The sequence below is a fragment of the Nocardia sp. NPDC005978 genome, assembly GCF_040614455.1.
GTDB lineage: Bacteria > Actinomycetota > Actinomycetes > Mycobacteriales > Mycobacteriaceae > Nocardia.
The window spans coordinates 121,548-139,888 of sequence record NZ_JBEXUS010000003.1; the positions used below are offsets into that span (position 1 = coordinate 121,548).

17 protein-coding genes and 1 tRNA gene are annotated in these 18,341 nt (G+C 69.2%); 11 read left to right on the forward strand and 7 right to left on the reverse strand.

From position 1 onward, the window contains the following. Positions 1-159: 159 nt before the first annotated feature. Positions 160-1,434: a helix-turn-helix domain-containing protein gene (locus ABZ319_RS02525; RefSeq protein WP_354984510.1), complete on the reverse strand. Its 1,275-nt coding sequence runs from the start codon at positions 1,432-1,434 to the stop codon at positions 160-162. 267 nt (positions 1,435-1,701) lie between these two features. Here ABZ319_RS02525 and ABZ319_RS02530 point away from each other — a divergent pair, with 267 nt between their 5' ends. From ABZ319_RS02530 to ABZ319_RS02570, 9 genes are read left to right on the forward strand one after another with little or no spacing between them, the layout of a single operon-like run. Beyond that, positions 1,702-2,511, forward strand: a complete 810-nt coding sequence (locus tag ABZ319_RS02530) for an ABC transporter permease (protein WP_354984511.1) — start codon at positions 1,702-1,704, stop codon at positions 2,509-2,511. Beyond that, a complete protein-coding gene (locus ABZ319_RS02535) occupies positions 2,511-3,371 on the forward strand; it encodes an ABC transporter permease (protein ID WP_354984512.1) in 861 nt (286 codons plus the stop codon). The genes ABZ319_RS02530 and ABZ319_RS02535 overlap by 1 nt, the downstream gene beginning before the upstream one ends. A gap of 4 nt (positions 3,372-3,375) precedes the next feature. Then, complete coding sequence (locus ABZ319_RS02540) at positions 3,376-4,410, forward strand: mammalian cell entry protein (RefSeq protein ID WP_354984513.1); 1,035 nt, start codon at positions 3,376-3,378, stop codon at positions 4,408-4,410. Then, positions 4,407-5,405 (forward strand): MCE family protein, encoded by a 999-nt coding sequence (locus tag ABZ319_RS02545; RefSeq protein WP_354984514.1) that lies wholly within the window; start codon positions 4,407-4,409, stop codon positions 5,403-5,405. The genes ABZ319_RS02540 and ABZ319_RS02545 overlap by 4 nt, the downstream gene beginning before the upstream one ends. 14 nt (positions 5,406-5,419) lie before the next feature. Next, positions 5,420-6,466 (forward strand): MlaD family protein, encoded by a 1,047-nt coding sequence (locus ABZ319_RS02550; RefSeq protein ID WP_354984515.1) that lies wholly within the window; start codon positions 5,420-5,422, stop codon positions 6,464-6,466. Further along, positions 6,463-7,566, forward strand: coding sequence for an MlaD family protein (locus tag ABZ319_RS02555; protein ID WP_354984516.1), 1,104 nt, complete (start codon positions 6,463-6,465; stop codon positions 7,564-7,566). The genes ABZ319_RS02550 and ABZ319_RS02555 overlap by 4 nt, the downstream gene beginning before the upstream one ends. A 26-nt stretch (positions 7,567-7,592) precedes the next feature. Further along, positions 7,593-8,690: an MlaD family protein gene (locus ABZ319_RS02560; RefSeq protein ID WP_354984517.1), complete on the forward strand. Its 1,098-nt coding sequence runs from the start codon at positions 7,593-7,595 to the stop codon at positions 8,688-8,690. Next, positions 8,687-9,643, forward strand: a complete 957-nt coding sequence (locus ABZ319_RS02565; protein ID WP_354984518.1) for an MlaD family protein — start codon at positions 8,687-8,689, stop codon at positions 9,641-9,643. The genes ABZ319_RS02560 and ABZ319_RS02565 overlap by 4 nt, the downstream gene beginning before the upstream one ends. Positions 9,644-9,659: 16 nt before the next feature. Beyond that, positions 9,660-10,262, forward strand: coding sequence for a hypothetical protein (locus tag ABZ319_RS02570; RefSeq protein WP_354984519.1), 603 nt, complete (start codon positions 9,660-9,662; stop codon positions 10,260-10,262). Between the two features lie 139 nt (positions 10,263-10,401). On the opposite strand, the gene ABZ319_RS02575 is transcribed toward ABZ319_RS02570, so the two are convergent. The 4 genes from ABZ319_RS02575 to ABZ319_RS02590 are packed head-to-tail and all read right to left on the reverse strand — an operon-like array spanning position 10,402 to position 15,201. Continuing rightward, positions 10,402-12,039 (reverse strand): AMP-binding protein, encoded by a 1,638-nt coding sequence (locus tag ABZ319_RS02575; protein WP_354984520.1) that lies wholly within the window; start codon positions 12,037-12,039, stop codon positions 10,402-10,404. Then, entirely contained in the window at positions 12,029-12,967 is a 939-nt protein-coding gene (locus ABZ319_RS02580) for an SDR family NAD(P)-dependent oxidoreductase (RefSeq protein ID WP_354984521.1), read from the reverse strand. Before ABZ319_RS02580 ends, ABZ319_RS02575 begins: the two co-directional genes overlap by 11 nt. Further along, positions 12,964-13,965 carry a TetR family transcriptional regulator gene (locus tag ABZ319_RS02585; RefSeq protein WP_354984522.1) on the reverse strand — a complete coding sequence of 334 codons (1,002 nt, stop codon included), beginning with the start codon at positions 13,963-13,965 and terminating at the stop codon, positions 12,964-12,966. Before ABZ319_RS02585 ends, ABZ319_RS02580 begins: the two co-directional genes overlap by 4 nt. A 42-nt stretch (positions 13,966-14,007) precedes the next feature. Continuing rightward, on the reverse strand, positions 14,008-15,201 hold the full coding sequence (locus ABZ319_RS02590; protein ID WP_354984523.1) for an MFS transporter: 1,194 nt from the start codon (positions 15,199-15,201) through the stop codon (positions 14,008-14,010). A gap of 79 nt (positions 15,202-15,280) precedes the next feature. Between ABZ319_RS02590 and ABZ319_RS02595 the strand changes: the two genes are divergently transcribed. Continuing rightward, positions 15,281-15,862: a helix-turn-helix domain-containing protein gene (locus tag ABZ319_RS02595; protein ID WP_354984524.1), complete on the forward strand. Its 582-nt coding sequence runs from the start codon at positions 15,281-15,283 to the stop codon at positions 15,860-15,862. Positions 15,863-15,934: 72 nt separating this feature from the next. After that, positions 15,935-16,354, forward strand: coding sequence for an SgcJ/EcaC family oxidoreductase (locus ABZ319_RS02600; protein ID WP_354984525.1), 420 nt, complete (start codon positions 15,935-15,937; stop codon positions 16,352-16,354). Between the two features lie 190 nt (positions 16,355-16,544). On the opposite strand, the gene ABZ319_RS02605 is transcribed toward ABZ319_RS02600, so the two are convergent. Both ABZ319_RS02605 and ABZ319_RS02610 read right to left on the reverse strand, forming a co-directional pair. Further along, a tRNA-Arg gene (locus ABZ319_RS02605) sits at positions 16,545-16,620 on the reverse strand. A 110-nt stretch (positions 16,621-16,730) separates the two neighbouring features. After that, positions 16,731-18,200: an NAD(P)/FAD-dependent oxidoreductase gene (locus tag ABZ319_RS02610; protein WP_354984526.1), complete on the reverse strand. Its 1,470-nt coding sequence runs from the start codon at positions 18,198-18,200 to the stop codon at positions 16,731-16,733. Between the last annotated feature and the right edge of the window lie 141 nt (positions 18,201-18,341).

Genomic DNA, 18,341 nt, shown 5'->3' on the forward strand with positions numbered 1-18,341 from the left:
CGGCGGGACCGGGGCCGGTGTCGGCAGGAGGCGCCCGGCCGGTGCCCGGATAGTCTCCGGGCACCGGTGGACACGACCTGTCGCCGCGGCCGAATCATCAGTATTGGCAGTCCAGGACGGGCGCGTCACTGCACCGAGAGGAGAAAGCGCGCGGGCCGATTAGTCTCCGGAAACAAGGCGCTCGACGGGTGTATTGTCCACGCGCGCAGGGCTCTCCGCCGGATAGAGCCGGTGGATGATCAGGGCCGCGGCGATCAGGCGGGAGCCCCCGGGATCGGCCGGATCGATGCCCGTCAGCTCGGCCACGCGGCGCAAACGGTAGCTGAAGGTGTTGGGATGCACGTGCACTTCCGCCGCCGCCGCTTTGCGATCGGCGCCGAATCGGATGTGGGCGTCCAGCGATTCCAGCAGATGCGGATGATCGAGCAGCGGCGCGATGCGGTCGGCGAGCCGGTCCCGGGCGGGGCCGGGCCGCGTCAACTGGAATTCCAGCAGTAGATCGTCCAATTCGTAGACCCCGCCCGGGCGTTCCAGCATGGCGGCCAGCTCCGCGAGTTCGGCGGCCTGCCGCGCGGGTTCCGGCAGTTCGGCGGTGGCGACCCGGGGCCACGGTACGAGCAGCACCGCGGTCCCGAGTTGCTGGGTGAGCATCGTGGCCAGCCGCAGGTACCTGGCCCGGCCGCCGTCGGAACGGACCGGCAGCAGGGCGATGCCGGAGCTGCCGTCGAAGGTGTGCAGCGCGCTGGTGCCCACGAGATCGTCGAGCGCGTTCTGCACCAGGCGCAGCCGGCGGCGGGCCATGGCGTGCCCGGCGAGCGGTTCGGCGTGGGCCGCCGAGCGGACGCGGATGGCGAGCACGTCGTACTCCGCGGCGGGGGTCAGGTCCGCGCTGACGGCGAGCTCGCCGACGTCCGCACCCCGCAGCAGTGCCGCGCACAGTGCCCGCCGGGCGTCGCGTTCGATGCCCGTGAACGACTGCTCGACCGCCAGGTAGTCGTCGGCCATGGCCAGGGTGAGATTGTTCAGCAGGTCGAACAGCGTGAGTGAGAACGCGACCAGGTCCGGAAGATCCTCGGGCTCGGCCAGTTCCAGCGCCATGGTCCACAGCCGGCGCGCGCCGCCGAAGAAGGCGTCGATGAGCGCGCGCACCGGAATGCGCTCTTCGACGTGGCGCTGGATCACCGGCGTCATGTGGTCCGAGATCTCGGCGACGCTGAAGGGACGCTGTTCCTGTAGCGAGTGCAGGAATCCGGTCATGGTCGCCACGATGGCGGGCAGCACGTGCGGGGTGAAGTGATCGTCCGGAAGTTCGGCCACCTCCGGCATGGTGGCCAGTGATGCCCCGAACAGTTCCTCCGCCGCGGTGGGCAGCAGCGCGGTGAAACGCTGGAAGAGGGCGGAGTCGAGATCGAGCTCGGGGCGTACGGCGACCATCGCCAAATTGTCACCGGCGACAGAGTTTGCGGCAAGTTTCCTGAAGAACATCGCCGCTGGACAGTTGTCTTGCACTCGGGAGACAAAAACCGATCGGGATCTTCTGCTATCCGTGCAGTGACACTCCTCACGCGCCCGCCCTAGATTCGAACACCGGTCCGGATTTTTCGGGCCGTCGCATTCGGGCCAGGGGAAGGATGCCGCAGGGTGGTAGTCGAGGTCGGCGCGGGGGAGATTCGGAATGCCGGGGCCTCGAGTCCGCGAACCATGAGATCGGTGGTTCGCCAGAATTTCGCTGAAACGGTTGTGGACGCGATTCGCACCTTCGGTCGAGCCGTCGGAATGGCCGAGGAGTCGATCACTGTCGCGTTCGGCGATATGGCGCGCAACCGATTCCAGTGGCGCGAGACGATCATTCAGGCCTGGCGGCTGATCACCGTGACCGCGCTGCCCGGATTGCTGATGGCGATTCCCTTCGGCGTCATCGTCTCGGTGCAGGTCGGCAATCTGATCCACACGCTCGGTGCGGATTCGCTGCTCGGCGCGACCGGCGGCCTCGGCGTGATCAAACAGGGCGCGCCCATGGCCACCGGCTTCCTGCTCGGCGGCGCGGGCGCGGCGGCCATCGCCGCGGACCTGGGTGCGCGCACCATCCGCGAGGAGATCGACGCGCTGAAAACCATGGGCATCAACCCGATTCAGCGTCTGGTCGTGCCCCGCATGGCGGCCATGCTGCTGGTCGCGCCGCTGCTCAACATCCTGATCATCTTCATCGGCGTGCTCGCCGGATACGTCGTGGCCATCGGCGGGCAGGGCGTCACCCCGGGCAGCTACTGGGCGACCTTCGGTTCGTTCACCACCACCGCCGACGTCTGGGTCTCGCTGATCAAGGCGCTGGTCTTCGGCTTCCTGGTGGTGATCGTGGCCTGCCAGCGCGGGCTCGAGGCCCGGGGCGGACCCCGGGGCGTGGCCGACGCGGTCAATGCCGCGGTGGTGCTGTCCGTGGTCTCCATCGTGGTGGTGAACCTCGCCATCACCCAGCTCACCGCGATGTTCCTGCCGACCAGGCTCGCGTGATGGCCGCGCCGTACAAGCCGCGCGCGCTGGCCTGGACCTACCGGCTGCCCGGCCCGCGCGGTGTGCTGCGCCCGTTCGAATCGCTGGGCTTCGCGGCGGGTTTCACCTGGCAGGTGCTCTCCGCTGTTCCCTTGGCGCTCATGCACTATCGCGCCGAGACGCTGCGGGCGATCACCAATATGACCTGGGGCCGCGGCTCGGTGATCGTGGGCGGCGGGACCGTGCCCATGATGATCGTGCTCGGGCTGGCCATGGGCGCCTCGGTCGGCGTGGAGTCCTTCGCGACGCTGAACATGCTGGGCCTCGGGCCGGTGACCGGCGTGGTCTCGGCCTTCGCGACCACCCGCGAACTCGCCCCCATCGCCGCGGCGATCGGATTCGCCGCCCAGGCCGGGTGCCGCATGACCGCCGAGATCGGTTCCATGCGCATCTCGGAGGAGATCGACGCGCTGGAATCGCTCGGCCTGCGGTCGGTGCCCTTCGTGGTAACGACCCGGGTGATCGCCGGGGTGGTCGCCATCGTGCCGACCTTCCTGGTCGCCCTCGTGCTGAGCTACCTCGCCTGCCGGGGGCTGATCACCCTGGTGCACGGGCAGCCCGCCGGCGTCTACGACCACTACTTCTTTCAGTTCATCTCCGGATTCGACATGCTCGCGGCGGTCGCCAAGGTCGCCATCTTCAGCACCGCCGTCATTCTGATCCATTGCTATCAGGGGTTTTTCGCCGTCGGCGGCCCGGAAGGCGTCGGCATCGCCTCGGGCCGGGCGGTCCGCGCGAGCTTCGTCGCCATCATCGCGATCGACATGGTGCTCTCCATCGCGCTGTGGGGATTCAACGCGGCCATCAGTTTCACGGGATAGGGATATGCCGCACTACGGAATGCCTGGCGTACAGGTCGACAGGAAACAAGCGCTCTCGGCGGGGGCCGTGATCACCGTCGTCGTGACGGCCATCGTGGTCGCTTGGACGGTGACCTCGGGTCTGCGCGAACCCGACCGGGTGCCGGTCACCCTGCGGACCGAGCGGATCGGCGAAGGTATTCGGCCCGGCATCGACGTCCGGCTGGACGGGCTCGCCGCGGGCACGGTGGACGATATCGAGCCCGGAGAGCTCGGTACGCAATACATTCGGCTGCGACTGGACCCCGAGGCCGCACGGGCGCTGGACGACAGCATGCTGGTCGACTACGCCGCCGCGAACCTGTTCGGCATCAGCGAGATCGACCTGCGCCGGGGCGCGGGCGGTGCGCCGCTGCGGGCGCGCGCGGTGATCGATCTGACCGGTCCGGCCGCGGCCAAAGCGTACGACGCCACCATGGGCAGTCTGCTGCGCTCGCTGTCGCAGGTGACCAATGATGTTCTCACCCCGCAGCTGTCGAGTGTGCTCGCGCGAATCGCCAGTGACGTGGGCGCTTTCACCCCGCTGCTGCAGTCGATGGTCGTGCTGGCCCGCACGGTCGCGGACACCCGCACCGTGCCGCTGTCCGAGCAGTTCGGGGCCTACGGGTCCACGCTGGACGGGGTCGGCGTCTTCGCGGACGCGCTCGTGGACGTGATCGGGCAGGTGTACCGCATCGACGTATTGCGTACCGACAGAACGAAGTTCGACGCCACCATCGACATGGTGGTGCAGCGGTTGTTCCCCGCGCTGCAGAACACCCTCTACCACGCCGGTGATCAGTTCTCGGAGTACGCGGGCATGCTCGCTCCGATCCTGTCCCATGCTGCCGGGATGGTGCCGGACCCGCAGCGAGCCGGCGCCGAACTGCGCGCACTACTGGACAGCCTGCGCGCGGCCATGCCCGATACCGGGGCGGGCCCGGTCCTGAACGTGGATCTGGATCTGAGACTGGTTCCGGCCCTGGCGGTTCCGCTGGGCGTCGCCGGGGAGGCACGATGAATACGGCGTGGCGCGCGGGCTGGCGACTCCTGGTGTTCGCGGCCGCCATGCTCGTGGTGCTGGCGCTGATCGTCACCGCCATCCGCCGGCCGGTGGCGGGGGAGACGACCCAGTTCCAGGCCCTGTTCACCGACGCCAACGGGCTCAAGACGGGCGACGACGTCCGCATGTACGGCGTGCAGGTCGGAAAGGTGAAAACTATTCGCCTGCAAGGGAACCTGGCCGCGGTGGAGCTCGACGTCGAGAACGACTCCGCGATCTACGACAACAGCAGGTTCGCCATCCGCTACCAGAACCTGACCGGCCAGCGGTACGTGGACATTCAGCAGGCCGCAACCCCGGGTACCCGAACCTCCCCGGGTACCGATGTCGGCACCGATCGCACGGTGCCGTCCTACGACGTGACGAGCCTGTTCAACGGGCTCGAACCGGTGCTGTCCACGCTCTCCCCGGAGGCGCTCAACCGGTTCGGTGAGAGCATGCTGGCGGTCATCGACGGCAACGGCAGCGGCATCGGCCCCGCGCTCGACGCGATCGGTCAGCTCAGTTCCTACGTGTCCGATCGGCAGGCCGTGATCTCCACGCTGGTGCGCAATCTCGCGGAGATCTCCGACCGCATCGGCGGTCGCTCACCGCAATTGGTGACACTGCTCGCCAAGCTCTCCGATGTCTTCGAATCCCTGCAGGTCAAGATCGACGGCCTGATCGACTTCGCCCTCACCGCCCCGCCGGTGCTCGATCCCATCGACCGGCTGCTCGCCACGGCCGGCCTCACCGAACAGCGGAATCCCGATCTGGACGCCCTGCTGCGCACGGCGTTCCCGAATCCACAGGACATCCTCGACATGTTGAGCAGGCTGCCCGGCGTCGTGGCCGGTCTCAGCGCCACGCTGCCCGGTGGCGGTGCTGCCGAATGCGGCCGCGGCGCCGCGGACATCCCCGCGCCGCTGGCCATCCTCGTTGCCGGACAGCAGGTGACGATATGCCGTCGCTGAGGATTCCCGCCGGTGTGCGGAACCGATTCCGCCGGGACGACAGCCCGCGCGACGCGGCCGCCCAGCGCCGCTGGGAAACCCGGCGCGGCCTGTTCGGCGCGCTCGCGGTCGTCATAGCGCTCGCCGCGGTCGCGGTGCTGTACGCCGTGCCCTTCGGAAAGCACACGTACACCGCCGAATTGACCGAGGCGCAGTCGGTGCGGGCCGGAGACGACGTCCGCCTGGCCGGCATCTCCGTCGGCAAGGTCGAAAGCCTGGAACTGCGGCCCGACCGCGTGCTCATGACGTTCACGGTCGACAGCGCCGTGTTCCTGGGCCGCGAAACCTCCCTCGACATCCGGATGCTCACCGTCGTCGGGGGCCACTACGTGGCGCTGTTCCCCGCCGGGACAACCGCATTGGGCTCGGAGCGCATTCCGGCCGATCGAGTGCGGCTGCCCTACAGTCTCGCGGAAGCCTTTCAGGACGCGGCCGCGCCGATCCGCGGCGTCGACGGCGCGACGTTGCGCGGCAATCTCGATGCCCTGGCCGGGGCACTGACCACCGCGCCGGACGGGCTGCGCCGGATGCTCGACGGCGTCGAGAATTTCGTCGACGTCCTCACCCAGCAGCGCTCCGATGTGTCGAAGGCGATCTCCATCTCGGACGAATACCTGCGGGGACTCGTCACCGCCCGCGGTGAACTGAAGCGACTGGTGGACAAGGTCAACGTGCTCGAAACGGTGCTCGGCGACAAGCGCACCGAAGTGCGCCTCGCCGTGGAGACGCTGAACCGGGTCGTCGGCCGGCTCGCCGGAGTGCAACCGGCCTGGGAGGGAACCCTGAAACCGATGGCCGAGCGGATCGCCGCCGTGGTCCCCGAATTGGACAGGCTCGGTGCGCAACTGGAGCCACTGCTGGGCGCGGTGCAGGCGCTGGCCGGACAGTTGCGCGCACTGACCACAGCCGAACCCGGCGTCACCGTCGACCGGTCCGAGGTGGTTCTGGACGCCCAGGCCGCGATAGACCCGGCCGCGTTCGGCGAGTTCTGTGTTCCGGTGCGGGGCAGGGACTGCCGATGATCATCCGACTTCTCGGCTCGCGCGGATTCATGTCGGCCGTGGGCGCGCTCGCGGTGGCGGTGCTCGCGGTGGTGGGCTACCTGATCATCGTCCAGCCGCTGCGCGCGCAGAACGCGTACTGCGCCATCATGTCCGACGGTATCGGGCTGTACCCCGGCAACGAGGTCACCATGCGGGGCGTACCCATCGGCACCGTGCGTTCGGTGGAACCCCGGGGGCGCACCGTACGGGTGGACTTCGACGTGGACGCGGACTACGCACTCGCGGGCGATATTTCGGCCACGACCGTGTCGCCGACCATCATCGCGGACCGCGCGCTGGCGCTGTTGAGCCCCGACCCGGGCGGGCCGCGCCGGGACGGTTCGCAGTGCATCACCAAGACGCTGACCCCCAAGAGCATGACCGAGACCCTCGGCGCGCTCGCCGAACTGTCCAGGCAGACACTGGGTCCCGACGGCGAGAGCCCGGAGGCGCTGCGGCGGGGTGTGGCCGTCCTGGACGCGGCGACCACGGGCACCGGGCCGCAGCTCAACGAGATCATTCGGAAACTCGGCACCGCGCTGAATTCGCCCGACGCCGCCATCGGTCACCTCGCCGGCGTGATCGACTCGCTGTCGGCCCTCTCGCGCAGCATCGCCGGGAACTGGGGCGACATCAAATCCATGCTGGTGCGGCTGAGTTCGGTACTGGGCCAGGTGAACAACGAATTGTTCAGCCGCACGGTCGAGATCATCGATGGCTTCCAGCGGGTGCTGCCGATGCTCAACGACATCACCACGCTGTTCGGGGATCCCATCTTCCGGGTGCTCGACTCCACCGTGCCGCTGGCCGAATTCATCGGGGCACACGCGAATACGCTGCGTGACCTCATCGGTACCGCTCCCGTGCTGACCGGCGCGTTCGCCGCCGTCACCGATCTGCGGCCCGATGCCACCGGAATCTCCTATCGGCCACCTCGTTTCGCGATTCCGCAGCCGCAGGCGGAGCAGGTCTGCGCTGCGGTGAACGCGGTCACCGCCGGCACCTGCGCGGGTGCGGCGAACGGCCTGGTGGACCTTCGACTCGTGCAGCTGGTGCTGGAAATGGCGGGTGCGCGATGACGCGGCGTTCGATCGTCCGGCGTCGGATGATCAGGTCCACGGCGACCGGATCCGCCGGCCGGTGGCGGGCCGGGACCGGGCGCGCCCTGGCCGGGCTGGCGGCCACCACGCTGCTGCTCGGGGGGTGCGCGTTCGATCCGGCCGCCGTGCCCATCCCGGGCACCGAGGTCTCCGGGCCCGCGTACGAGATCGGCATCGAGTTCAGCAACGCGCTGAATCTGCCCATGCGGGCCAAGATCTTCGCGAACGGCGTGCGCATCGGGACGGTCGAGGACGTCACGGTGCACGAATCGGCGGAACCCGGCGGGCACGGCGGCTACGTGGTGGTGCGCGCGAGCATCAGCGAATCGGTGCGCCTGCCCGTCACGACCACCGCCGACCTGCGGCAGGACACGGTGCTCGGCGATATCCACCTCGCCCTGACCACGCCGCCGGACGGGTTCGGCGAGCTGCTCGGCGCGGGCGGCACCATTCCGCTGCGGCAGACCCGGCCGCCGATTCAGATCGAGGACACCCTCGCGGGTATGGCGACGTTCGTGCAGGGCGGTGCGATCAATCGGATGCAGGAGATCGTCAACCGGTTCAACGCCGTGCTGCCCGAGGACCCCGCGCAAACGGCCCGGATCGCGCAGGTGGTCGGCGGCGACGCCATCGATCTCGCGGCGAATCTCGCGCAGGTCGAATCCCTGCTGAACGGGCTCGGCGGCACCGCGGCGAGCGTGCGCGCCAACGGCGACGAACTGGCGGAACTGCTCACCGATGACGGGGTGCGGCAGGTGTCGGATTCGGTGACCTCCATCGTCGGTGTGGTCGGCGTGCTGGGCGCGCTCGGTGACGTCGCGCACTCGCTGGCCTGGCTGGCTCCGCTCGCGCAATCCGGTGACGCGGCGGCGGCCGCGTTCGTGCCGCTGGCCCTGACCGGGCGGCCACTGGATCTGAACGCGCCGTCCAATCTCAACGCCCTGGTCGCCCTGATTCGCGACAAAATCATTCCGTGGGTCGAGCACGGCCCGAAGGCGAACATCACCGCCGCGCGGATCACCGGTGCGGGGGAGACCCCGGGCACCGACGAACAGATCGAGCACATGCTCGACGCCCTGCGCATGATCGGAGCCGTGCGATGAAGGCGGGCAACGTGTTCTCCCTCGGCGGGATCGCCGTCATCTGCGCGGTCTGCGTGGCCTACCTGAGTTTCGGTGTGCTGCGCGCCGACCCGCTGTCCGAACCGATCCGGGTCGCCATGGCGCTGCCGGAAACAGCCGGGCTGCAGGTGGGTTCGCCGGTGCTGCTGCTCGGGGTGAAGGTCGGTGAGGTCACCTCGCTGCGGCGCGCGGCCGCGGGCATCGAGGTCGGGCTCGAGGTCGAACCCGAACGACCGATCGCGGTCGACAGCACGGTGACCATCGAAACCCTGTCCGCGCTCGGCGAGCCCTATCTCGAGTTCGTGCCCGATACCGAGGACGGACCGCACCTGGTCGACGGCGATCGGGTGCGCACCGAGGCCGTGCGCGTTCCGCCGTCGATTCCCGAGGTGGCCCGGGTGGTCACCCAGGTCATGAACCAGCTCGATCCCCGCGCCATCGAATCCCTGATCGGCACCGCCGGAACGGCATTGGCGGGCACCGAGGCCGTGGTGCCGGATCTCGCGCGCGCCACCGATTTGCTCGCCGCCACCGTGCTGACCCGGTCCCCGCAGATCGCGTCCATGCTCACCGATCTGCAGTCGATGGTCCCGGACACGGCCTGGACCGGTCCCGCGTTCACCGCCGCCGCACCGGATTTCGTGGAGTTCGGGCAGCGCGTCGACGAGATCGCCAGGGCCGTGGAACGTCTGGTGCGTACCGGCGACACCCCGGCCATGTACCTCGAGGGCCAGGGCCTGGTGCCGTTCCTGGACCGGCTCACCGCCTGGATCGACAAGGCGGGCCCCGAACTCCAGCCCTTGATTCCGGTGCTGCGGCCCTTGGCCGAGAGCTCCGCCGCCGCCCCGCGCATCGATATCGGCGCGCTGATCAGCCAGGCCCTGGCCGCCACCGCGCCCGACGGCGCGATCCGGCTCCGGGTCACCGTCAACTAGAGGTTCGAGGACACCCATGAGCGACGAGACATCGGGCAGCGCAACGGCATCGGAGAGCCAAGCGCGCCTGGACAAGCCACCTGCACGGCCGATCAGCGGCACCGTCTCGATACGCCGTTCCACCCTGGTCACCGGGGTCGCACTGCTGACCGCGGCGGCGGTCGCCGGAACGACCACGACACTGTGGCTGTCTGCCCGCTCCGACCTGAGCGCGGCGGACGCCGCCCGGAGCGCGGAGCGCCGGGCCGAACAGGTCGCCACCGACTACGCGGTCGGTGCGGCGACCATCGACTACCGGCAGGCCGACGCCTGGGTGGGCAAGCTCAAGGCCAACACCTCGCCGCAGCTGGCCGGCAAGTTCGACGCCACCGCGGGCAAACTCCAGGAGATCCTGGTCCCGCTCCAATGGACATCGACCGCCGCACCCCTTGCCGCGAAAGTCGCTGATACACAGGGGGAGCTGTACAGGGTGAACGTCTTCGTGAACGTCACCTCCAAGAGCGCGCAGAACCCCGACGGGGTTCAGACCACGGCCACCTACACCGTCAGCGTGGACGCGGCGCAGGGCTGGCAGGTCGTGGACGTCGGCGGCGCCGAGGGGGCGTTCCCGGCGAAGTAGGTGGCCCGGCGACAGCGCGCCGGCCGGGGAGGATGTGCCGTACACCGAGTCGCGCTGCCCCGGGCACGATTCCACGCGGCGGGCTGTTCGCAACCCGATGCCCCGGCCGCTGGAAAATGCCGGGGCACAGGATCTTCGGTCAGTTCGTGAGGTCGCTCGGCCGGGCGTCGAGCTGCTTGCGCAGCACCTTGCCACTCGGATTGCGCGGAATCCGGTCCAGCGCGCGGAACTCCTTGGGGACCTTGTAGCGCTCGAGCCGGGCGCGAATATGAGCCTTGAGCTCGTCGTCCCCGGGCGCCGCGTGACCGGCCGCGGGCACCACGTAGGCGCGCAGCACCTGACCGAATTCCGCACTGGGAACGCCGATCACGACGGTGTCGCCGATCGCCGGATGGTCGGCCAGCACGTCTTCCACCTCCTTGGGATAGATGTTCTCGCCACCGGAGACGATCATGTCGTCGTCACGGCCGTCCACGTACACGCGGCCGTCGGCGTCGAGGTGGCCCATATCGCCGGTGTTCACGTGGCCGTCGACGATCTCCTTGGCCGGGGCCGGCGAATTCGCTTCCGCCACATAGCCGTGATAGCCGAGGCCGCCGCGCACGAAGATGGTTCCGGTCTCCCCGGTCGCGGCGGGCGTGCGGTCGGCGCGCAGGACGCGCACCGAGACCCCGATGGCGGGCCGTCCGGCGGTCTTGGGTGAGAACAGCAGATCGTCGGCGGTGGCGATGGACACCACCCCCGCCTCGGTGGACCCGTAGCCGTTGACCAGGATCGGGCCGAAGGCGGCCAGGAACCTCGAAATCGTCACCGGTGCGATGGGAGCCGCTCCCGTCACCGCCAAACGCAGTGAATCGGTGCGGAACTCGCGGCGGCGCTGCTCGGGCACCGCCATCAGACGCTGGATCATGACCGGGACGCCGACGAAGACCGTCGCCCGGTGCCGCTCGATATCGCCCAGGGCGACTTCGGGGTCGAAGCGGGTGCGCGTGATCACCGTCGCGCCCAGCGCCAGCGCTCCGGTCAGCAGGGCGAGGCCGAACCCGTGGAAGAAGGGCGGTGCGAGCACCAGGACATCACGGGTGCCGAAGCGGGTGGCGGACATCGAGGTCGCCACCATCTCCAGCAGTACGCGCTGACTGATCGGGCGGGAAACGCCCTTGGCCAGACCGGTGGTGCCGGAGGTCAGCAGGGTGATCTTCACCGGTACCCGCACGCGCGGCGCAGCCGGATGCGACTGCCGAGCGAGCGAATCCAGGCTCGGCTCGGCCGTGCCGCCATCCGCGCACAGGCGAGTACCCGCGAACCCGGTCGCGGCGATGGCGGTCTCGTACTCCGCGTCGTGCACCAGGATGTCCGGACGGTGCCGGTCCAGAATCTGCGCGAGCTGAGCGGCGGGCAGATCGGTGTTGAGGAAGACCAGCTCGCACCCGAGCTGCGCTCCGGCCACGGTCGCCTCGATGAAGCCGCGATGATTGCGGCACAGCACCGCAAGGGTTTTCGCGCCGGGGTGCAGCGCGTGCAGAGCCGCGGCGACGGCCTCTGCGCGCCGCTGCAGGGTCCCGTAGGTGACCGCGCCGCGCTCGTCGATGATCGCGGTGCGATCGGCGTGCCGGGCGGCCGAGATGGCCAGCACCGTCGCCAGCGAGGGGCCGTACCGCCGCAGCGCGGCGCCGATCCGGACCGCGGTGACCGGGCCGACCGGCGTCAGCGCACCCGAGGCAAGCAGCGGCAGCGCCGCGTCCCGCCAGCGGAAACCCTTGGTGTCATGCGGCATTGCCGTCCCCCTTGATCACGGCCAGCGAGGCCCGGGTGTCGCCGAGGAAGCGGTACAGCAGGCCGGCCCCGATCTCGAGCGGATTCTGCAGCAGCGCCGCCAGCACCGCGCTCGGCCGGCCGTAGGCGGGGGTCAGCGTGCGCGGCTTGCGCACCACGGCCCGGGCGATGATGTACCCGGCCTCGCGCGCGGAATGCCCGGGGAGCGCGGAGATCCAGCCGCTGGGCGCGCTCATGCGGGTGAACATCGCGCCCGCGTAGAGGGTGGTCAGCGTGACGCCGTCGGGGCGGGCCTCCATGCCGACCGCGCGCATCCAGATGTCGAACGCGGCCTTGGAGGAGAGATAGAACCCCCATTTCGGGGCCACCGGGAACAGCACGCCCACGGTCGAGACATTCACGATGTGACCGGATCCGCGCTCGCGCATGCCCGGCAGCAGCGCGAGGGTCAGCCGCATCGGGCCGATGTAGTTCGCGGCGGTGGTGGCGGCCAGATCCTTCGGCCGGTCGTAGGACAGGTGGATCGAACGACGCAGTGATTTGCCCGCGTTGTGCACCAGGTAGTCGACCCGGCCGAACTGCGTGAGCACTTGTCCGGCAAAGGAATTGACGGAATCCTCCGATGCCAGGTCGAGCGGGATCGCGACCGCGCTGCCGCCCGCCTCCTTGATCTCGGCCACGATCAGATCGAGCTGATCGGCCGAGCGCGCGCCCAGCACCACCGTCGCGCCCGCCGCGGCGAGCATGCGCGCGGTGGCTTCGCCGAGGCCGTAGGACGCGCCCGTCACGACGGCGATCTTGCCGTCCACCTCGCGGCGCAACCGGTCCGGATTCCGCAGGCCGCGCGGGCCGATCAGCCAGGCGATGCCGCGGCCGAGCGGGCCCGCCGCGAGTCTGTTGGTCGGCCCGGTGTCGAGCGATGTGGTCATCTGTCGTGCTCCGTCTCGTCGTCGAGTGCGTGTGCGGTGGGGGAGTGGCCGGGGCGGGAGTGATCGAACAGCGCGGTGATCGCGCGCGAGGACAGGGGCGTGCCCGGGTCCATGGACAGCACGGCCTGGGCGGTGCCGAAGAAGTTGGCCAGCAGCAGTTCTCGCACCTGCTCGCGGGTGAGCTCGCGGGTGCGCAGCCACTCCGCGACAACGCCCTCGACGAAACCGAGCCAGCCCGCCACCGAGGCGCGAATGAGCGCGGTGCCGGGTCCGCCGGAGACCTCCTGCAGCAGACCGTTCACCAGCTGGTCGAAGTACCGCTCGTGAATGGCGCGCAATTCCGGATCGGTGGCGCGGGCGGTGGGGGCCAGCGGCGAGCCCAGGTAGCGCTCGGCATGGTCGAAGTACAGGTCGAGGCCGCGCACCAGGCGCGGGACGGCCGGACCGCGCATCGCCCGCAGGCTCTCCCAGAACTCCGTCGCCACCGCCTCGGCCGCGGCCAGGTACAGGCCGCGCTTGCCGCCGAAGTGATAGGTGATCAGGCCGATGGCGACGCCGGCGCGGCGGGCGATCTCGGTGGTGGAGACCTCGTCGAAGCGCTGCGCGGTGAAGATGTCGACGGCGGCCGCCAGCAGCGCGGTCCGCGCACCGCCGCGGCCGGTTGAAAGATCTTCAACGGTGGGCTGCGGGGGAGTTTGAAAATCTTTCAACCCCTCGGCCGCCGGTTGGGCGGGTGCCCGGCTCCCGGCGGTCACGGTCGCGGCGGCGGCTTCGGCGCGTTGTGCGTTCTCGGCGTGGATCAGTTCGAGAACCTCCAGGCAGAGCTCGTTCTTGCTCTGAAAATTCGAGTACACCGCACCTTTCGAGTACCCGGCCGCTTCGGCCACCCGGGCCAGCGAGGTATTCGCCGGCCCTTCGGCCACGAAGAGGTCGCGGGCCGCCCGGACCAGCGCGTTACGGGTGTGGGCTCGGCTCTCCGCCCGGTTCATCCGTGCCATGGGTATCAAGATACCCATGGAATCTGAATACCGGAAGACTCTTCACGCGCGGGATCGTTCCAGCAGCACGACCGGGACGCAGAGCAGGGCCAGGCCCGCGCCCAGCCACGGAACGGCGGAAATGCTCGCGCCCGCGTCGAGCGCGACCCCGGCGATGATCGGCACCAGGGCGATTCCGAGCTGGAAGGCCGAGACCGTGGTCGCGCCCGCCAGGGTCGGGGCATCGGCGGCCACGGTGAAGACGCGGCCGTAGATCGCGGGATTCAGCACGAAGCCCGCGATGCCGAGCAGCGCGACGAGCGGAACCACGGTGATCGCCTGCCCGGCGAACACCGCGATCAGCGCCGAGCACAGCGCGATTCCGGCCGCACCGGCCAGCAGCGCACGATGCGGACGGCGATCGGCGATCCGGCCGCCGATGGCCAGGCCGACGTACGCGCCGATCCCGAACAGCACCAGAATCGGTGCGAGCCAATCGTTCTCGATGCCGGTGACGGTTGTCAGCAACTCGGCCAGATAGTTGAAGGTGATCATGTACGCCGCGGTGCTCAGCAGGGTGACCGCGTAGACGAGCCAGAGCCCGGGCCGTCGCATGGCGGCGAGCTCACGCCCGATACTCGGCTCGGCCGCCCCCGCGGTCGGCGGCAACAGGAGCGCGACGGCGGCGGCCGCCACCACGGTCAGCGCCACCACCAGCCAGAACCCGCCCTGCCAGCCGGTGCGATAGCCGATGAAGGTGCCCGCCGGACCGCCCAGAATCATGGCCAGGCTCAACCCGCTGATCACCACCCCCGACGCCCGGGCCGCCCGATCCGGGGACACCAGCCCGACCGCCGTCACCGCGGCCACCGCGAAGAATCCGGCGTACGCGAGGCCCGCGACGAATCGCGTGATCAGCAGGGCCGGATACGTGCCGACGAGCAGTCCCGCCGCGATGCTCGCCGCGAACACCAACTGCGACAACACCAGTGCGGTGCGCCGCGGCCACCGCAGACTCACCACCGCGAACGGCGGCCCGCCCACCACGACGCCGATCGCGAACGCGGTGATCAATCCGCCGACCGTGGCCAGCCCGACCCCGACGTCGGCGGCCACCGCCGGCAGCACCCCGGCGAGCAGAAACTCCGCGCTGCCCATCGCGAAAAGACTGAAGGCCAGCAGATACACCCCGGCGGGCAACCGGCCGCCGGCCTGCGGGGCGGCCGTGCCGACACCCGTCTCGATACTCGAACTCATACCTCGGAGCGTGCTGCGCCCCGCACGGACCGGCAATGAATCGTTGCCGAAACAGGGACGCTCACGTCTACTGGACGCGGTGGAGAATCACCCCGCCCTCGCCGCCACCCTCGCCCAGGTCGGCCTGCGCCTGCGCCGCCTGCGCGAAAGCAAAGACCTCTCGCTCGCCGACCTGAACCGCCTGACCGGCATCTCCAAGAGCACCCTGTCCCGCCTCGAATCCGGCGGCCGCAAACCGAGTTTGGAGCTCCTGCTCCCGATCGCCGCCGCCCTCGCCGTCCCCCTGGACGACATCGTCGCCGCCCCCCGCATCCTCGATCCCCGCCTACCCCAGGAACCCCGCCACACCGCGGGCCGCGTGATAGTCCCCCTCTCCCGCACCCAGGGCGAACCCAAGGCCTACAAACTCTTCATCCCCGAGTCCGAGTCCGACCCGTTCCCCCGAACCCACACCGGCTACGAATGGCTCTACGTCCTGACCGGCCGCCTCCGCCTGGTCCTCGGCGACTACGACGTCACCCTCGGCCCCGGCGAGGTGGCCGAGTTCGACACCCAGCACCCCCACTGGTTCGGCTCGACCGGCAAGGGCCCGGTGGAGATCCTGAGCCTGTTCGGCGGCCAAGGCGAACGGATCCACATCCGCGCACGCTCGACGCCGTGATCGCGGTTGCCCCGGCAATCCCGGTCATTCGACAGAGGCCACCCGGCGCGCCTCGCACATAGCGTTTCGGACATGACCACAACCGAGCGCCCCGAGGTTTTCACCGCCGCCGTCAGTGCCGAGGACCGAGCGCAATTGCACGCGCTCATCACGCATTTGGAAGACGGGTTCAACAGCAAGGAGGCCGCGGTTCTCGATCGGCCCTTCGCCCGCGACGCGGTGATCGTCGTCCCCGACGGCACCCTGATCCGCGGCTGGGACGACCTGTTCGCCTATCACACCGAGCGCCTGGCCAACGCGGCCTCGACCTGGAAAACGCAGATCCGGATGCTGAGCGTGGCGATGCTCGACCGAGACACCGCCGTGGCCCACTTCCGCCAGGACACCACGATCCACGGCGGCGCGTTCGCCAACCACGGAACGTTCGTGGCGGTCCGCCGGTCCGGCGCATGGTGGATCGCCGCGCTGCACAACACCAATATTCTGGACTGAGCAGTAGCCGCGGGAGGTCCACGTCGCCGGCCAGTAGGGGGTGTTTATCTACGCGGCGGCTCGGTTGGAGTTTCCGAGCGCCGGCCGGTCGGTGACCGCGCGCGGCGCGAAGCAGGGTGGTAGGTGCCCTGGGCGGGAATTGAACTTGTGGCCTGCCCTTTAGGACATCGGGCGGGGCCTCGGTCGGCTGTGGTGCCCTCGGCAGGAATCGAACCTGCGACCTACCCTTTAGGAGAGGGTTGCTCTATCCCCTGAGCTACGAAGGCTGGCCGGTGCGGTGGGTGACCGAGCCGGACCCGGGGGAGTCTACCTGGTTCGGGTCCGGGGGACAGCATCGAATCGGGGCGGCGCGGTCGTGTTCGGCGCCGCCGGGGACTCAGCGGCGGTCGGCTCGCTGCTCCTCGTAGTCCGCCGGATCGAAAGAGCGTGTCTTCCAACGGAACAGCACCGTCGCGCCGGGCCAGTTGTTGGTGATCCGGCCCGAGGCGTTGCGATACCAGCTCGAGCAGAAGTTCCAGGGGGTGTCCTTCAGGCGCTTCTGGAGCCAGTCGTCCCAGGACTGCTCCGCCTCGGCGCGCGCGGAGAGATAGCGGCCGGACTTGCCCGAGAGGTACTGCGCCACCTGCCGGATGTAGCGGGCCTGCGACTCCAGCATGTAGATGATCGAGCCGGAGCCGACATTGGTGTTCGGGCCGTACATCATGAACAGATTCGGGAACTCGGGCACCGACATGCCGAGGTAGGCGCGCGCGCCCTCGGGCGTCCACTGATCGGTCAGCTTGCGGCCGCCCAGGCCGTAGATGTGCATGGGCGCAAGGAATTCGGTGCCCTTGAAGCCCGTGCCGTAGACGATGACGTCCACCGGATGCTCCACGCCGTCGGCCGTGCGAATGCCGGTCGGGGTCACCGCCTCGATCGCGGTGGTCTCCACGTGCACGTTGGGCTGGGCCAGCGCCGGGAAGTACTCGTTGGAGAACAGCCCGCGCTTGCAGCCGGCCGCGTAATCGGGAGTCAGCTTGGCGCGCAATGCCGCATCGGGCACCTGCTTCAGGCGGTGCCGGTCCGCGATGGCGATCACGGGCGCCTTCATGGCCGGGATATCGGTCAGCGCCAGCGCGAGCACCTCGAAGAAACTCCAGATCGCGAACCGCTCGGCGAGCCGGGTGACGGGGAGGCGCTCGAACAGCGTGTGATGCAGCGCCGTGTACTCGGTGTCGAATTTCGGCAGCACCCAGGCGGCCGAACGCTGGAACAGCGTCAGGTGCCGAACCTGCGGCTGAATCGCCGGAATGTACTGAATGGCACTGGCTCCGGTGCCGATGCAGGCCACCCGCTTACCTGTCAGGTCGACCGAATGGTCCCACTCCGCGGAGTGAAAGGCGGCCCCGGTGAAACTGTCGATACCCGGCAGATTCGGCATCGCCGGGCGCGAGAGCTGGCCGACCGCCGGAATGAGAATATCGGCGAGATGGGTGTTGCCGTCGGCGGTGCGCACCCGCCAGATGCCGTTTCGCTCATCGAATTCCGCCTCGGTGACCTCGACCCCGAATTCGATCTTTTCGGGCAGCCGGTGCTTCTCGGCGACATCGCGCATGTAACCGTGGATATCGGCCTGGTGCGAGAAGCGCCGGGGCCAATCGGATTTCGGCTCGAACGACCACGAGTACAGCGGCGAGGGCACATCGCAGGCCGCGCCCGGATAGGTGTTCTCGCGCCAGACGCCGCCCAGGTCGGCGGCCTTCTCCAGGATCGTGAAATTGGACAGGCCGTGACGCTGCAACTCCAGCGCCATGCCGAGCCCGGCGAACCCGGCGCCGATGATGAGGATGGACGGCTCACGATTCATAACCCGACAGTATTGGGTATAGGCGCTGGTCAGAAAGACATCCGCGGACACTGAATCGATATTTTCGGCCACCTTGTCGTGTCGCGGGGTAGAAAATGTTTGCCGAGCCGCCCGCGGGTCAACCTCACTGCCGGGTTTGCG

Excerpts from the sequence above, each read along its gene's own strand:
- ABZ319_RS02570 (WP_354984519.1), top strand. The coding sequence starts at position 9,660 with ATGAGCGACGAGACATCGGGCAGCGCAACGGCATCGGAGAGCCAAGCG.
- ABZ319_RS02610 (WP_354984526.1), bottom strand. The coding sequence starts at position 18,200 with ATGAATCGTGAGCCGTCCATCCTCATCATCGGCGCCGGGTTCGCCGGG.
- ABZ319_RS02525 (WP_354984510.1), bottom strand. The coding sequence starts at position 1,434 with ATGGTCGCCGTACGCCCCGAGCTCGATCTCGACTCCGCCCTCTTCCAG.
- ABZ319_RS02545 (WP_354984514.1), top strand. The coding sequence starts at position 4,407 with ATGAATACGGCGTGGCGCGCGGGCTGGCGACTCCTGGTGTTCGCGGCC.
- ABZ319_RS02590 (WP_354984523.1), bottom strand. The coding sequence starts at position 15,201 with ATGAGTTCGAGTATCGAGACGGGTGTCGGCACGGCCGCCCCGCAGGCC.
- ABZ319_RS02555 (WP_354984516.1), top strand. The coding sequence starts at position 6,463 with ATGATCATCCGACTTCTCGGCTCGCGCGGATTCATGTCGGCCGTGGGC.
- ABZ319_RS02560 (WP_354984517.1), top strand. The coding sequence starts at position 7,593 with ATGATCAGGTCCACGGCGACCGGATCCGCCGGCCGGTGGCGGGCCGGG.
- ABZ319_RS02585 (WP_354984522.1), bottom strand. The coding sequence starts at position 13,965 with ATGGCACGGATGAACCGGGCGGAGAGCCGAGCCCACACCCGTAACGCG.
- ABZ319_RS02600 (WP_354984525.1), top strand. The coding sequence starts at position 15,935 with ATGACCACAACCGAGCGCCCCGAGGTTTTCACCGCCGCCGTCAGTGCC.
- ABZ319_RS02540 (WP_354984513.1), top strand. The coding sequence starts at position 3,376 with ATGCCGCACTACGGAATGCCTGGCGTACAGGTCGACAGGAAACAAGCG.
- ABZ319_RS02575 (WP_354984520.1), bottom strand. The coding sequence starts at position 12,039 with ATGCCGCATGACACCAAGGGTTTCCGCTGGCGGGACGCGGCGCTGCCG.
- ABZ319_RS02580 (WP_354984521.1), bottom strand. The coding sequence starts at position 12,967 with ATGACCACATCGCTCGACACCGGGCCGACCAACAGACTCGCGGCGGGC.
- ABZ319_RS02535 (WP_354984512.1), top strand. The coding sequence starts at position 2,511 with ATGGCCGCGCCGTACAAGCCGCGCGCGCTGGCCTGGACCTACCGGCTG.
- ABZ319_RS02565 (WP_354984518.1), top strand. The coding sequence starts at position 8,687 with ATGAAGGCGGGCAACGTGTTCTCCCTCGGCGGGATCGCCGTCATCTGC.
- ABZ319_RS02530 (WP_354984511.1), top strand. The coding sequence starts at position 1,702 with ATGAGATCGGTGGTTCGCCAGAATTTCGCTGAAACGGTTGTGGACGCG.